The sequence below is a fragment of the Streptomyces novaecaesareae genome (assembly GCF_000716875.1).
In the GTDB taxonomy this organism is placed as follows: Bacteria; Actinomycetota; Actinomycetes; order Streptomycetales; family Streptomycetaceae; genus Kitasatospora; species Kitasatospora novaecaesareae.
Genome location: NZ_JNWQ01000004.1, coordinates 119,556 through 133,711 on the forward strand (window position 1 = coordinate 119,556; position 14,156 = coordinate 133,711).

Annotated in this window: 6 protein-coding genes; 1 reads left to right on the forward strand and 5 read right to left on the reverse strand. The window is 72.5% G+C overall.

The features are described from left to right. Window positions 1–219: 219 nt before the first annotated feature. Window positions 220–1,944 carry a maltose alpha-D-glucosyltransferase gene (gene treS, locus OP86_RS02920; RefSeq protein ID WP_030057467.1) on the reverse strand — a complete coding sequence of 575 codons (1,725 nt, stop codon included), beginning with the start codon at window positions 1,942–1,944 and terminating at the stop codon, window positions 220–222. Then, a complete protein-coding gene (locus tag OP86_RS02925) occupies window positions 1,941–3,911 on the reverse strand; it encodes an alpha-1,4-glucan--maltose-1-phosphate maltosyltransferase (protein WP_030254979.1) in 1,971 nt (656 codons plus the stop codon). The genes treS and OP86_RS02925 overlap by 4 nt, the downstream gene beginning before the upstream one ends. Before the next feature lie 1,114 nt (window positions 3,912–5,025). On the opposite strand from OP86_RS02925, the gene glgP reads away from it, so the two are divergent. After that, on the forward strand, window positions 5,026–7,731 hold the full coding sequence (glgP, locus tag OP86_RS02930) for an alpha-glucan family phosphorylase (protein WP_030057464.1): 2,706 nt from the start codon (window positions 5,026–5,028) through the stop codon (window positions 7,729–7,731). 177 nt (window positions 7,732–7,908) lie between these two features. On the opposite strand, the gene OP86_RS02935 is transcribed toward glgP, so the two are convergent. The 3 genes from OP86_RS02935 to glgX all read right to left on the reverse strand — a co-directional run bounded on the left by OP86_RS02935 (window position 7,909) and on the right by glgX (window position 14,017). Beyond that, window positions 7,909–9,762 (reverse strand): ABC transporter ATP-binding protein, encoded by a 1,854-nt coding sequence (locus OP86_RS02935; protein ID WP_030057463.1) that lies wholly within the window; start codon window positions 9,760–9,762, stop codon window positions 7,909–7,911. Next, entirely contained in the window at window positions 9,759–11,720 is a 1,962-nt protein-coding gene (locus OP86_RS02940) for an ABC transporter ATP-binding protein (RefSeq protein WP_051829595.1), read from the reverse strand. The genes OP86_RS02935 and OP86_RS02940 overlap by 4 nt, the downstream gene beginning before the upstream one ends. Window positions 11,721–11,830: 110 nt before the next feature. Continuing rightward, a complete protein-coding gene (gene glgX / locus OP86_RS02945; RefSeq protein WP_051829596.1) occupies window positions 11,831–14,017 on the reverse strand; it encodes a glycogen debranching protein GlgX in 2,187 nt (728 codons plus the stop codon). Window positions 14,018–14,156 lie beyond the last annotated feature (139 nt).

Here is a 14,156-nt window from a genome sequence, read left to right on the forward strand (position 1 = left end):
GACGGGTCGTGGCCGGGTCCGTCAGTCTTCCGGATTTCGGCGGCGCGGCGGTCGCGGCACGCGAGCACGGCTCGGGTGTCACGCCTTCGTGTGGGTGGCCGTTGGGCTGTTCTCCGTACGCGGTGGTGCAGAGAACTCCGGGGGCGCTCGGGTCCAACTGGCGCCCCCGGAGGGTCTGGTGGTGCTGTCGGGGCGTGTGCGGCGGGGTGCGCCGGATCGTTACTTCGACCGCCTGGTCCCGCTCAGGCGCGGGGGCTGCCGGAGCTGGAACCAGTAGAAGCCGTGCCCGGCCAGGGTGAGCAGGTAGGGCCACTCGCCGATCGACGGGAAGCGCACCCCGCCGATCAGCTCGACCGGGTACCGCCCGCCGTACTGCCGCAGGTCCAGCTCGGTCGGCTGCGCGAACCGCGAGAAGTTGTTCACGCACATGACCAGGTCCCCCTCGTACTCGCGCACGAAGGCCAGCACGGCGGGGTTGCTGGACGGCAGTTCGGCGTAGCTGCCGAGGCCGAACGCCGGATTGAGCTTGCGGATCTCGATCATGCGACGCGTCCAGTGCAGCAGCGAACTCGAACTGCTCTGCTGCGCCTCGACGTTGGTCACCTGATAGCCGTACACCGGGTCCATGATGGGCGGCAGACTGAGCCTGCCCGGGTCGGCGGAGGAGAAACCCGCGTTGCGGTCCGGGGTCCACTGCATCGGCGTGCGCACGCCGTCCCGGTCGCCGAGCCAGATGTTGTCGCCCATGCCGATCTCGTCCCCGTAGTAGAGGACCGGCGAGCCGGGCAGGGAGAGCAGCAGGGCGGTGAACAGCTCGATCTGGTTGCGGTCGTTCTCCAGCAGCGGGGCGAGCCGGCGGCGGATGCCCACGTTGGCGCGCATCCGGGGGTCCTTGGCGTACTCCGCGTACATGTAGTCGCGCTCCTCGTCGGTGACCATCTCCAGGGTCAGCTCGTCGTGGTTGCGCAGGAAGATGCCCCACTGGCAGCCGTTGGGGATCCGCGGGGTCTTGGCGAGGATCTCCGAGACCGGGTAGCGGGACTCGCGGCGCACCGCCATGAAGATCCGCGGCATCACCGGGAAGTGGAACGCCATGTGGCACTCGTCGCCGCCCGAGGTGAAGTCGCCGAAGTAGTCGACGACGTCCTCCGGCCACTGGTTGGCCTCGGCGAGCAGCACGGTGTCGGGGTAGTCGGCGTCGATCTCCTTGCGGACCCGCTGGAGGAACTCGTGGGTCTCGGGCAGGTTCTCGCAGTTGGTGCCCTCGCGGGCGAACAGGTACGGCACCGCGTCCAGCCGGAAGCCGTCGATGCCGAGGTCGAGCCAGAACCGCAGCCCGGCGATCATCTCGGCCTGGACCCGGGGGTTGTCGTAGTTGAGGTCCGGCTGGTGCGAGAAGAAGCGGTGCCAGTAGTACTGCTTGCGGACCGGGTCGTAGGTCCAGTTGGAGGTCTCGGTGTCGACGAAGATGATCCGGGCGTCCGGGTACTGCTTGTCGTCGTCGGCCCACATGTAGAAGTCGCCGTAGGGCCCGTCCGGGTCCGTCCGGGAGGCCTGGAACCACGGGTGCTGGTCGCTGGTGTGGTTCATGACGAAGTCGATGATCACCCGCATGCCGCGGGCGTGCGCGGCGTCGGTGAACTCCATGAAGTCGGCGAGGTCGCCGAACTCCGGCAGCACCGAGGTGTAGTCGGACACGTCGTACCCGCCGTCGCGCAGCGGCGAGGCGAAGAACGGGGGGAGCCAGAGGCAGTCGATCCCGAGCCACTGGAGGTAGTCGAGCTTGGCCGTGAGCCCCTTGAGGTCCCCGACCCCGTCGCCGTTGCTGTCCTGGAAGGACCGAACCAGCACCTCGTAGAACACCGCACGCTTGAACCACTCCGGGTCCAGGTTCTTCTTCGAGGTCTCCGGGAAGGTGTCGGGGACGGGCTCGTTCACTGTCACGCTGGGTTCCTCCGAACCGTGAGGAGGTGGGCCGGCTCGGCTGAGGGATCGAGCCGGACGTAGTTGTGCCGGCCCCAGGTGTAGACGGCGCCGGTGAGTTCGTCGTGCACCACTAGCGGCCCGGCCATGTCATGCCCTGGGAGGGCAAGCGTCACAGTGGCCTCCTGGACGTGGTGCGGGTCGAGGTTGACCACGGTGATGACCTGGTCGGTGAGGCCCTCGGGGGTGGTCGCGGTCTTGGAGTAGGCGAGCACCTGGTCGTTGTCGGTGGGGTGGAAGCGCAGGTCGCGCAGCTGCTGCAGGGCGGGGTGGCGCCGGCGCAGCCGGTTCAGCACGGTCAGCAGCGGGGCGAGGGTGTCGGTGCGGTTCCAGTCGCGCGGGCGCAGCTCGTACTTCTCCGAGTGCAGGTACTCCTCGGAGCCCGGGTGGGCGGGCTCGTTCTCGTACAGCTCGTAGCCGGCGTAGACGCCGTAGCTGGGGGAGAGGGTGGCGGCGAGCACGGCGCGGATCGCGAAGGCGGCGCGGCCGCCGTGCTGGAGGTACTCGTGCAGGATGTCCGGGGTGTTGGCGAAGAAGTTGGGGCGCATGTAGGCCGCTGCGTCACCGGTGAGTTCGGTGAGGTACTCGGTGAGTTCCGGCTTGGTGTTGCGCCAGGTGAAGTACGTGTACGACTGGTGGAATCCGATCTTCGCCAGGGTGTGCAGCATGGCCGGGCGGGTGAATGCCTCCGCCAGGAACACGACATCGGGGTCGGTGCGGGCGATGTCGGCGAGCACAGTCTCCCAGAACACCACCGGCTTGGTGTGCGGGTTGTCGACGCGGAAGATCCGCACGCCGTGGGACATCCAGAACCGGAGGAGTCGGACGGTTTCCTTGACGATTCCGTCCATGTCCTGGTCGAAGTTGACCGGATAGATGTCCTGGTACTTCTTCGGCGGGTTCTCGGCGTACGCAATGGTGCCGTCCGCGCGGTGGTTGAACCATTCCGGATGCTTGTTCACCCAGGGGTGGTCCGGGGAGCACTGGAGTGCGAAGTCCAGCGCGACCTCCAGGTGCAGCGCCCGGGCCTCGGTGACGAAGTGGTCGAAGTCCTCGATGGTGCCGAGGTCGGGGTGGACGGAGTCGTGGCCGCCCTCGGGGGAGCCGATCGCCCAGGGCGAGCCGACGTCGTGCGGCCCCGCCGTCAGGGTGTTGTCCGGGCCCTTGCGGAAGGCTCGGCCGATCGGGTGGACCGGCGGCAGGTAGACCACGTCGAAGCCCATCGCGGCGACGGCCGGCAGCCGCTCGGCGGCGGTGCGCAGGGTGCCCGAGCGCGGCGGTTCGACGCCGCTCGGATCCACCACGGCCCCCTCCGAGCGGGGGAAGAACTCGTACCAGGAGCCGAACAGCGCGCGCTCGCGGTCCACTTGCAGCGGCAGCGGGCGGGAGGCGCTGAGCAGTTCGCGCAGCGGGTAGCGGGCCAGCAGCTCCAGCACCTCGGGGGCCAGCGCGGCGGCCAGCCGGGACAGCGGGGGCAGCCCCGGGTCGCGCAGCGAGTCGGCGGCGGCCAGCACGTGCGCGCGGCCCTCCTTCTTCGGCACCCCGGCGGCGGCCTGCTCCAGCAGCCGGGCCCCCTCCTCCAGGACCAGCGCGGTGTCGATCCCGGCGGGCAGCTTGATCGAGGCGGTCTTGCGCCAGGTGGCGATCGGGTCGCTCCACGCCTCCACCAGGTACGACCAGCGGCCGGGCGCGGTCGGGGTGACGTGCGCGCCCCAGCGGTCGGTGCCCTCGGCGAGCTCGCGCATCGGCGTCAGCGGGCCGCTGCGGCCGCGCGGGTCGCGCAGCACCACGTTGGCGTTGACGGCGTCGTGGCCCTCGCGGAAGACGGTCGCGGTGACCAGGAAGGTCTCGCCGGCGACGGCCTTGGCCGGGCGGCGGCCGGCGTCGACGAGCGGGCTGACGTCCAGGACGGGGATGCGGCCGATCACGGTGTCGCTCTCTGTCTTGCGGGCGGCGGTCTTCGAGGACGGTTTGGCGGCGCTCTTCGCCGCCGGCTTGCGCGCGGGCGCGTCCGGCGCCTTCGCGGCGGCGGTCTTCGCGGTGGTCCGCGCAGCGGTCGTACGGCGCGGCGCGGTGCCGGCCCCGGTGCCGGCCTTCGGGGTGGCGGCCGACGCGGTGGCGGTGGTGCGGCGCGTGGTGGTGCGCCGGCGGGGTGCCGCAGCCCGGTCCTCCTCGGCCCCGGGTTGTGGGGCCGCCGCGGAGGGCTGTTCCGTGGGGGGCTGTGCTGCTGGGGGGTGGGATTCGGAGGATCCGGTACGGACCGCCCCGGACACCCTGGGCGACGGCATCGCCGGATCTGTCCGAGTGTCAGAATCCATCCGTCCGGTCGATTCCGCGACCGCTGCGTCGAGGGTTTCGGCCACCGGTGTGGACTGGTCCCGCGTGTCGCCGTGCATGCCAAACTCCTGCCCGAGATCGGCGGCAGCTCCCGCGGGCCGGGGGGTCGGGCCAGGGGAGTGCCGGGAGGACTGCTGGGTGGGGAGGACGTGCGACCGGAGCCTGCCCGCGCCGCTGTCCCCGGCAACCTGCCCGGCGCCCGCCGAGCCGGTGGCGGGACGCCCCGGAGCCCGTGCGCGTCCCGGCGCACGCCTTCGGGGGCACGCCCGTGGGCGACCCGGTCCACCCGTGAACGAGCAGGCCGGGGGTGAGGACACGCGCCGGTGTGCGGTGAGGGCCGAATGGGCTAAGGAGAACGGGAACAGCCAACGCGAAAAGGATTCGGACGTGCTGCTTCAAGGGGGACGCCACCCGTCGCCGGACTCCCCGGAGCATCAACGACCTTCGGTCATCCTCGCATCGGTGACCGGTTTTTTGCACCGGTACGACAGGAGTTTCGGGTCTTCTCGCGAGCGGATGCGCGATCGGAAATGAAGCCGTACCGAAGAGTTCACGTATTGGTAGCGCGGGCCCTCGAAATGTGCGCCTCGCGCGCCCCCCGTGCAGACCAATGCGCCGAATGCGATCTCATCAATAGCCCGAACGGATGCCCAATAGCCCACTTGACGCACTGTCCAGCCGACCGCCGCGGCTACGCTTCACGCCGTGAAGGCAATCCGCAGATTCACCGTCCGCACCGTCCTGCCCGAACAACTCCAGCCGCTGCACGAGCTGGCCCTCAACCTGCGCTGGTCCTGGCACCCCGAGACCAGGGACCTGTTCCGGTCCGTGGACCCGGAGGTCTGGGCCGCGACCGGCGAGGACCCGGTGCGGCTGCTCGGGGAGGTCCCGGCCGCCCGGCTCGCCGCGCTCGCCGCCGACCGGCGGTTCCTGCGCAGACTCGGCGACCTCGCCGACGACCTGCGCGACTACCTGACCGGCCCGCGCTGGTACCAGACCCGGCAGCAGGACACCGGGGCCGCCCCGCTGCCCGCCGCGATCGCCTACTTCTCGCCCGAGTACGGCATCGCCGCCGCGCTGCCCCAGTACTCCGGCGGCCTGGGCATCCTGGCCGGCGACCACCTCAAGGCCGCCAGCGACCTCGGCGTCCCGGTCATCGGCGTCGGCCTGTTCTACCGGCACGGCTACTTCCGGCAGTCCCTCGGCCGGGACGGCTGGCAGCAGGAGCGCTATCCGCTGCTCGACCCGGACGAACTCGCGGTCAGCCCGCTGCGGGAGGCCGACGGCACCCCCACCCGGGTCGACCTCGCCCTGCCCGGCGGCCGCACCCTGGCCGCCCGGATCTGGAAGGCCCAGGTCGGCCGGGTGCCGCTGCTGCTGCTCGACTCCGACATCGAGGCCAACTCGCCCGCCGAACGCGACGTCACCGACCGGCTGTACGGCGGCGGCAGCGAACACCGGCTGCTGCAGGAGATGCTGCTCGGCATCGGCGGCGTACGGGCGGTGCGCGCCTACTGCCGGCTCACCGGGCACCCCGCCCCCGAGGTCTTCCACACCAACGAGGGCCACGCCGGCTTCCTCGGCGTCGAACGGATCCGCGAGCTCGTCGCCGAGGACGCGGCCGGCCCCGACTTCGCCGCCGCCCTGGAGTCCGTCCGGGCCGGCACCCTGTTCACCACCCACACACCCGTCCCGGCCGGCATCGACCGCTTCGACCGCGAGCTGGTCGCCCGCCACTTCGGCGGGGACGCCGCACTGCCCGGCGTCCCGGTCGACCAGGTGCTCGCGCTCGGCGCCGAGACCTGGCGCGGCGGCGACCCGAAGCTGTTCAACATGGCCGCCATGGGCCTGCGCCTCGCCCAGCGCGCCAACGGGGTCTCCACCCTGCACGGCGAGGTCAGCCGCTCGATGTTCAACGGCCTGTGGCCCGGCTTCGACGCCGCCGAGGTGCCGATCACCTCCGTCACCAACGGCGTGCACGCCGCCACCTGGATCGACCCGGCGGTGGTCCGGCTCGGCGCCGCCGAGATCGGCGCCGAGCGCGCCGAGGAGGCGATGACCACCGGCGAGGCCACCCGCTGGACCGGCCTGGAGGCGATCGGCAACTCCGAGATCTGGGAGCTGCGCCGCACCCTGCGCGCCCAACTGGTGGACGAGGCCCGCCGCCGGCTGCACGCCTCCTGGCGCCAGCGCGGCGCCGGCGAGGCCGAACTCGGCTGGGTCTCCTCGGTGCTCGACCCCGACGTGCTCACCATCGGCTTCGCCCGCCGGGTGCCCTCGTACAAGCGGCTCACCCTGATGCTGCGCGACGCGGAGCGGCTGCGGGCCCTGCTGCTGCACCCGACCAGGCCGGTGCAGATCGTGGTGGCCGGCAAGGCCCACCCGGCCGACGACGGCGGCAAGCGGCTGATCCAGCAGATGGTCGCCTTCGCCGACGACCCGGCCGTCCGGCACCGGATCGTCTTCCTGCCCGACTACGACATGGCGATGGCCCAGCACCTCTATCCGGGCTGCGACGTCTGGCTGAACAACCCGCTGCGCCCGCTGGAGGCCTGCGGCACCTCCGGGATGAAGGCCGCGCTCAACGGCTGCCTCAACCTGTCTGTCCTGGACGGCTGGTGGGACGAGTGGTACGACGGCCGCAACGGCTGGGCGATCCCCACCGCCGACGAGAGCGACGGGGTGCTCGACCCGGACAGCGGCGAGGCCGAGCGGCGCGACGACATCGAGGCGGCCGCCCTCTACGACCTGATCGAGCACCAGGTCGCCGCCCGCTTCTACGACCGGGACGCGGACGGGCTGCCGCACCACTGGATCGCCATGGTCCGGCACACCCTCGTCACCCTCGGGCCCAAGGTGCTGGCCGGGCGGATGGTCCGGGAGTACGTCGAACGGCTGTACGCGCCGGCCGCGCTGGCCCAGCGGGAGCTGGCGGCGGACCACCCGCCCCGGGACACCGGATCCGGGGCGAGCGGGCGATTCACGGCTGCGCGGGAGCTGGCGGTGTGGAAGGCGAAGGTCCGCGAGGCCTGGCCGGCCGTCCGGGTCGAGCACGTCGAGGCGGACTGCCCGGCCGAGGCCCAGGAGCTGGGCAGCTCGCTGGAGCTGCGGGTGCAGGTCGCGCTCGGGACGCTGGGGCCGGGCGACGTCGAGGTCCAGGTGGTCTCCGGCCGGGTGGACGAGTCGGACGGCATCTCGGACGCCACCCTGCTCGCCCTCAAGCCGGTCGGCGGGCCCGACCTGGACGGCCGCACCCGCTACGAGGGCTCGCTGGAGCTCTGCCGGACCGGCCCGTTCGGCTACACCGTCAGGGTGCTGCCCGCCCACCCGCGGCTGGCCTCCCCGGCCGAGCTGGGGCTGGTCGCGCTGCCCGTCGAGTCGGTCGGGATGGACGCCGGGCTGCTGCGCTGACGCCGCGACGGACGGCTGCCGTGCGTTCGCCACGGACGGCAGCCATCCGGTTGCCCCGCGGGTAGGGCGGGGGGAGCGTGATGAACTGAGCGGCTCTCACGGAGTAGGCCCGGCCCGGGTGCGTGACGGCGCACCCGGACCGGGCACATTCATGGGTGGACGCCCCTGGGGCGTGTCTCAGACCAGGCTGTCCCGCCAGGCCCGGTGGAGGGTGGCGAAGCGGCCGGAGCCGTCGATCAGCTCCTGCGGGGAGCCGTCCTCCACGATCCGGCCCTGGTCCATCACCAGGACGCGGTCGGCGATCTCCACGGTGGAGAGCCGGTGCGCGATGATCACCGCCGTCCGGCCCGCCAGCACCGTGCGCATCGCCCGCTGGACGGCCTGCTCGCCGGGGACGTCCAGGGAGCTGGTCGCCTCGTCCAGGATCAGTACCGCGGGGTCGGCCAGCAGGGCGCGGGCGAAGGCCACCAGCTGGCGCTGGCCGGCCGAGATCCGGCCGCCGCGCTTGCGCACGTCGGTGTCGAAGCCGTCCGGCAGCGCGGCGATGAACTCGTACGCACCGATGTCGCGGGCGGCCTGCTCGACCTCCTCGCGGGTCGCGCCGGGGCGGCCGATCGCGATGTTCTCGGCGACGGTGCCGGAGAACAGGAAGGACTCCTGGGTCACCATCACGACGCCGCGCCGCAGCTCGGGGGTGGCCAGCTCGCGCAGGTCCACGCCGTCCAGCCGGATCCGGCCGTCGGTCGGGTCGTAGAAGCGGGCCAGCAGCTTGGCGACCGTCGACTTGCCCGCGCCGGTCGCGCCGACCACCGCCACCGTCTGCCCGGCCGGGATCAGCAGGTCGAAGGGCGGCAGCACCTCCTTGCCGGTGCGGTAGGCGAAGCGCGTCTGTTCGAAGGACACCTCCCGGCCTGTCCCGGCCGGCTCGGGCAGCGCGGCGGGCTCGGCCGGCTCGGCGACGGTCGGCTCGTGGGCGAGCAGGCCGGCGATCTTCTCCAGTGCGGCGGCGGCCGACTGGTAGCTGTTCAGGAACATCGCCAGCTGGTCGATCGGGTCGTAGAGCCGGCGCAGGTAGAGCACGAAGGCGGTCAGCGCGCCCAGCTCCAGCGAGTCGTCGACGACCAGGTAGGAGCCGAACAGCACCACGCCGGTGACCCACAGGTTGGCGGTGGTGCGGGACAGGCCGACGTAGCGGGCGATCTCCAGCAGGCCGTCCGCGGTGGCGGTGGCGGACTGCCGGTTGACCACGGCGAAGGCGGCGTCGTTGGCCTGCTCGCGGCGGAAGGCCTGCACCGGGCGGATGCCGTTCATGGTCTCGGTGAAGCGGACGATCAGCGAGGCGGCCGAGGTGCGCGAGCGGCGGTACACCCGGCGCGAGCGGCGGCGGAAGGAGCGGGCGATCAGCGCCAGCGGCACGCCGGACACCAGCGAGACCAGACCGAGCCGCCAGTCCAGCACCAGCAGCAGCACCGAGATGTAGCAGACCGACAGGAAGACGGTCAGCAGCTCCTGGAGCCCTTCGGAGAGCAGCTCGCGCAGCGCGTCGATGTCGCTGGTGGCCCGGGAGATGATCCGGCCCGAGGTGTAGCGCTCGTGGAAGTCCAGGCTGAGGCGCTGGGCGTGCCGGAAGATCCGGCCGCGCAGCTCCAGCAGGATGTCCTGGTTGACCCGGGCGCTGATCTTGATGAACAGCCACTGCAGCACCGGGCTGAGCAGCGCGCAGAACAGGTAGGCGGCGACCACCGCGATCAGCGGGCCGGAGTCGTGCTCGCGCAGCGCCGGGATGGCGCGGTCCATCGCCACCGCGACCAGCAGCGGACCGGACTGCAGGGCGGCCTGCTGGACCAGGATCACCACCATGGCGACGGCGATCCGGGCCCGGTGCGGGCCGAGCAGCGAGCGCAGCAGCGCCCGGGGCGCGCCGGGCGGGACGGGGATGTCCTCCTCGTCGGCGGGCGGCGGGGGCAGTTCCTCCTCGGGCTCGGCGGGCCCGGTGGGATCGGCTTTCGTGGGTTCGGCGGTGGTGGTCACGGGGCTGTACTTCCTTCGGACACGAGGGCGGCCTCGCCCGACATCAGTTCGCGGTAGTGCGGGCAGTCGCGCAGCAGCTCCTGGTGGGTGCCGACGGCCGTGATCCGGCCGTCCGCCAGCACCGCGACCCGGTCGGCGAGCAGCACGGTGCTGGGCCGGTGGGCGACCACCAGGGCGGTGGTGGTGCCGAGGACCTCGCGCAGCGCGCGCTCGACCAGCGCCTCGGTGTGCACGTCCAGGGCGGAGAGCGGGTCGTCCAGCACCAGGAAGGCCGGGTCGCCGACGACCGCGCGGGCCAGCGCGAGGCGCTGGCGCTGACCGCCGGACAGGCTCAGGCCCTGCTCGCCGACCTCGGTGTCCGCGCCCTCGGGGAGCTTGTCGACGAAGCCGGCCTGGGCGGTGGCGAGGGCGGAGCGCAGCTGCTCCGCGCTCGCACCGGGGGCGCCCATCAGGACGTTCTCCCGGACGGTGGCGGAGAAGAGGGTGGGCTCCTCGAAGGCCACCGCGACGAGTTCGCGCAGCCGCTCCCGGGGCAGGTCGCGGATGTCCCGGCCGTCCAGCGTGATGGCGCCGGCGGTGGCCTCGTAGAGCCGGGGGAGCAGGGCGGTGAGCGTGGTCTTGCCGCTGCCGGTGGCGCCGACCAGGGCCATCGTCTCGCCGCTGCGGATGTGCAGGTCGATGTCGGTCAGCAGGTCGGGGCTGTCCTCGGGGGCGTCGGGGTAGCGGAAGCGGACGCCGGTGAAGCGGATGCCGTCCGGGGCGGCTGGGGCCTGTCCGGCGGATCCTGCCGGGCCCGCGACGCCGGGGCACGCACCTCGCTGCGTTGTCGTCGGTCGCCGATGCTCCGCATGGACTCCCTCCTCCGCCTTGCGATGCACGCACCCCAACGCCGCGGTCTGATCCGGCAGGATCCGCCGGACAGGCCCTCCGGTGGCGGTGCCCCGGTCCTGGGTGTCGGGCTCGTCCAGCACCTCGAAGAAGCGGTCGGTGGCGGTCGCGGCCTCGTTGGCGTAGGCGAGCAGCCAGCCGAGCGACTCGACCGGCCAGCGCAGCGCGAGCGCGGTGGAGAGGAAGGCGACCAGGGTGCCGGCGCTCAGCTCGTCGTGGGCGACGAGGTAGGCGCCGACGGCGAGGGCGCCGCCGAGGGCGAGCTCCGGCAGGCCGACGATGACGGCCCAGAGGTTGGCGAGCAGGTGCGCCTTCCGGAGCTCGGTGCGGCGCAGCTCCTGGGACTGGGCGCGGAAGCGTTCGGCCATCGAGCGGTGGCGGCCGAAGGCCTTGAGGATCCGGATGCCGAGGACGGACTCCTCGACCACGGTGGCGAGGTCGCCGTTCTGGTCCTGGGCGAGGCGGGAGGAGCCGGAGTAGCCGGCCTCGAAGCGGCGGGTGAGCACGAACAGCGGGACGACGGGGAGCAGGGCGATCAGCGCCAGCCGCCAGTCCTGGGAGAACATCACCACCGCCCCGGCCAGGAACATCACCGAGTTGACGATCAGGAAGACCAGCGGGAAGGCCAGGAACAGCCGCATGGTGTACATGTCGGCGGTGGCCCGGGAGAGCAACTGGCCGGAGCCCCAACGGTCGTGGAAGGAGACCGGCAGCCGTTGGAGCTTGGCGAAGAGGTCGCCGCGCATCGCCGTCTCCAGCCCGGCCAGCGGGCGGGCCAGCACCACCCGGCGGGTGAAGAACAGCCCGGCCTCGACCAGGCCCACGAGCAGCAGCAGGCCGACCAGCGGCCAGAGGGCGGCCAGGTCGTGCTCGGCGAGCGGGCCGTCCACGATCCGGCCGAGGATCACCGGGACGGCGAGGGTGCTCAGCATGCCGAGCGTGGCGGCCGTCACCGAGACGGCCAGCCGGCCGCGGACGGCGCGGGCGTACGGCCACAGGCGCAGCAGGGAGCGGACCGTGGAGTGGGGGCGCACGGTCGCGGTGTCGTCGTTTTGAATGTTCTCGGCCATCGCGGTGAGGGTAGGCAGAGAAGCCGTCACTTCTCATCCGGTTTTTCGCCCCTGTCGGGCGGCGGGGCGAGAACCGGCCACGAATGAGGGCATCGGGGGGCGCGGGAGGATCAGGCGTCGGGGGCGGGGGCGCGCAGGAGGTGCAGCGAGCGGCCGCCCAGGACGACGGCGCCCCGCGGGTACGGCTCGCCGGTGTCCGCCGCGGCCGTGTCGACCAGCGTCTCGTACGCGGCCTCGGGCGCCGCCCAGGGCTCCCCGGGCAGGGTGAACACCGTCTCCCGGTGGTCCGCGTTGAGCAGCAGCAGGAAGCTGTCGTCCCGCAACGGCTCGCCGGCGTCGTCCCGTTCGGGCATCGCGGTGCCGGACAGCAGCATGCCGAGGCAGGCCGTCGGGGCGAACCAGTCGGCCTCGGTCATCTCCTTGCCCAGCGGGGTGAACCAGGCCAGGTCGGGTCGGCCGCCGGGCGTGGCGGCCCGGCCGGAGAAGAACGCCCGCCGGCGCAGCACCGGGTGGGCCCGGCGCAGCCGGACCAGCCGGGCGGTCAGCTCGCACAGCTCCCGCCAGTCGGGCTCGGCCAGCAGCGACCAGTCCACCCAACTGACCTCGTTGTCCTGGCAGTAGGCGTTGTTGTTGCCGCCCTGGGTGCGGCCCAGCTCGTCCCCGGCGGTGAGCATCGGGACGCCCGCGGAGAGCAGCAGGGTGGCGGTCAGGTTGCGCAGTTGGCGCAGCCGCAGGGCCCGGACGGCCGGGTCGGCGGTCTCGCCCTCGGTGCCGTGGTTCCAGGAGCGGTTGTCGTCGGTGCCGTCCCGGTTGGCCTCGCCGTTGGCCTCGTTGTGCTTGCGGTCGTAGGTGACCAGGTCCCGCAGGGTGAAACCGTCGTGCGCGGTCACGTAGTTGACGGAGGCGTACGGGCGCCGGCCGGAGCGCTGGTAGAGGTCGGAGGAGCCGGAGAGGCGGTAGCCGAGCTCGCGCACGTCCGCGCGGGCGCCGCGCCAGAAGTCCCGTACGGCGTCCCGGTACTTGTCGTTCCACTCCGCCCACAGCGGGGGGAAGCCGCCCACCTGGTAGCCGCCCGGGCCGACGTCCCAGGGCTCGGCGATCAGCTTCACCCGGCTGAGCAGCGGGTCCTGGGCGACGGCGGCCAGGAAGGGGTGGTCCATGTCCACGCCGTCACCGCCGTTGGAGCCGCCGCGGGCCAGGGCGGCGGCGAGGTCGAAGCGGAAGCCGTCCACGCCCATCTCGGCGACCCAGTAGCGCAGCGAGTCGGTGACCAGCCGGACGACCTGCGGGCGGCGGGTGTCCAGGGTGTTGCCGCAGCCGGTGTAGTCGGCGTAGCCGCGCGGGCGGTTCGGGGGGAGGCGGTAGTAGGCGGCGTTGTCGATGCCGCGCAGCGAGAGCATCGGGCCGAGTTCGCCGCCCTCGGCGGTGTGGTTGAACACCACGTCCAGGATCACCTCGATCCCGGCGGCGTGCAGGGTGCGGACCATCCGCTTGAACTCGCCGACCTGGCCGCCGCGGGAGCCGGAGGCGGAGTAGCCGGCGTGCGGGGCGAAGTAGCCGACCGTGTTGTAGCCCCAGTAGTTGACCAGTCCGCGGGCCTGGAGGTGGTCCTCGCTGGCGTACTGGTGCACCGGCAGCAGCTCGACGGCGGTCACGCCGAGGCGGGTGAGGTGAGCAATCGCGGCGGGGTGGGCGAGGCCGGCGTAGGTGCCGCGCAGGTGCGGTGGGACGTCGGGGTGGCGCATGGTGAAGCCGCGTACGTGGAGCTCGTAGAGCACCGTCTCGGCCCAGGGGGTCTTCGGGCGGTGGTCGTCGTACCAGTCGTCCTGGTCGTGGACGACCACGGATCTGGGCACGTAGGGGGCGGAGTCGCGGTTGTCCCGGACGGTGTCGGCGACGTCCGCCTCCGGCCAGTTGCGGACGGCGGCGCAGGCTGCGTCGTGGGAGGTGTAACAGCCGTCGACGGCACGGGCGTACGGGTCGAGCAGCAGCTTGGCCGGGTTCCAGCGGGCGCCGGTCCACGGGTCCCACCGGCCGTGCACGCGGAAGCCGTAGCGGGTGCCGGGGCGGACACCGGGGAGGAAGCCGTGCCAGATCTGGACGTCCTGCTCGGTGAGGCGGTGCCGGCTCTCCAGGCCGTCCTCGTCGAAGAGGCACAGGTCGACGGCCTCGGCGCCGGGCGCCCACAGGGCGAAGTTGGTGCCGCGGCGGCCCAGTCGATCGGTGTGGAAGCGGGCGCCGAGGGGTTGCCGGCTGCCTGGCCGTACCTCGGCTTCCAGCTCCTGCCCTGACGCCATGGCCGAACCCTCCCTGGGCGGGGTGTCCCGGACCCCGTGCAGGTTCTCTTTCCCGGATTGGGGAGGGTGGAAGCGGCTGAACGGGGGCTTACCGGCGGATGGCGGGCAGGGGGGTGGGGTGGTGGTTGCGGTGGGTGGG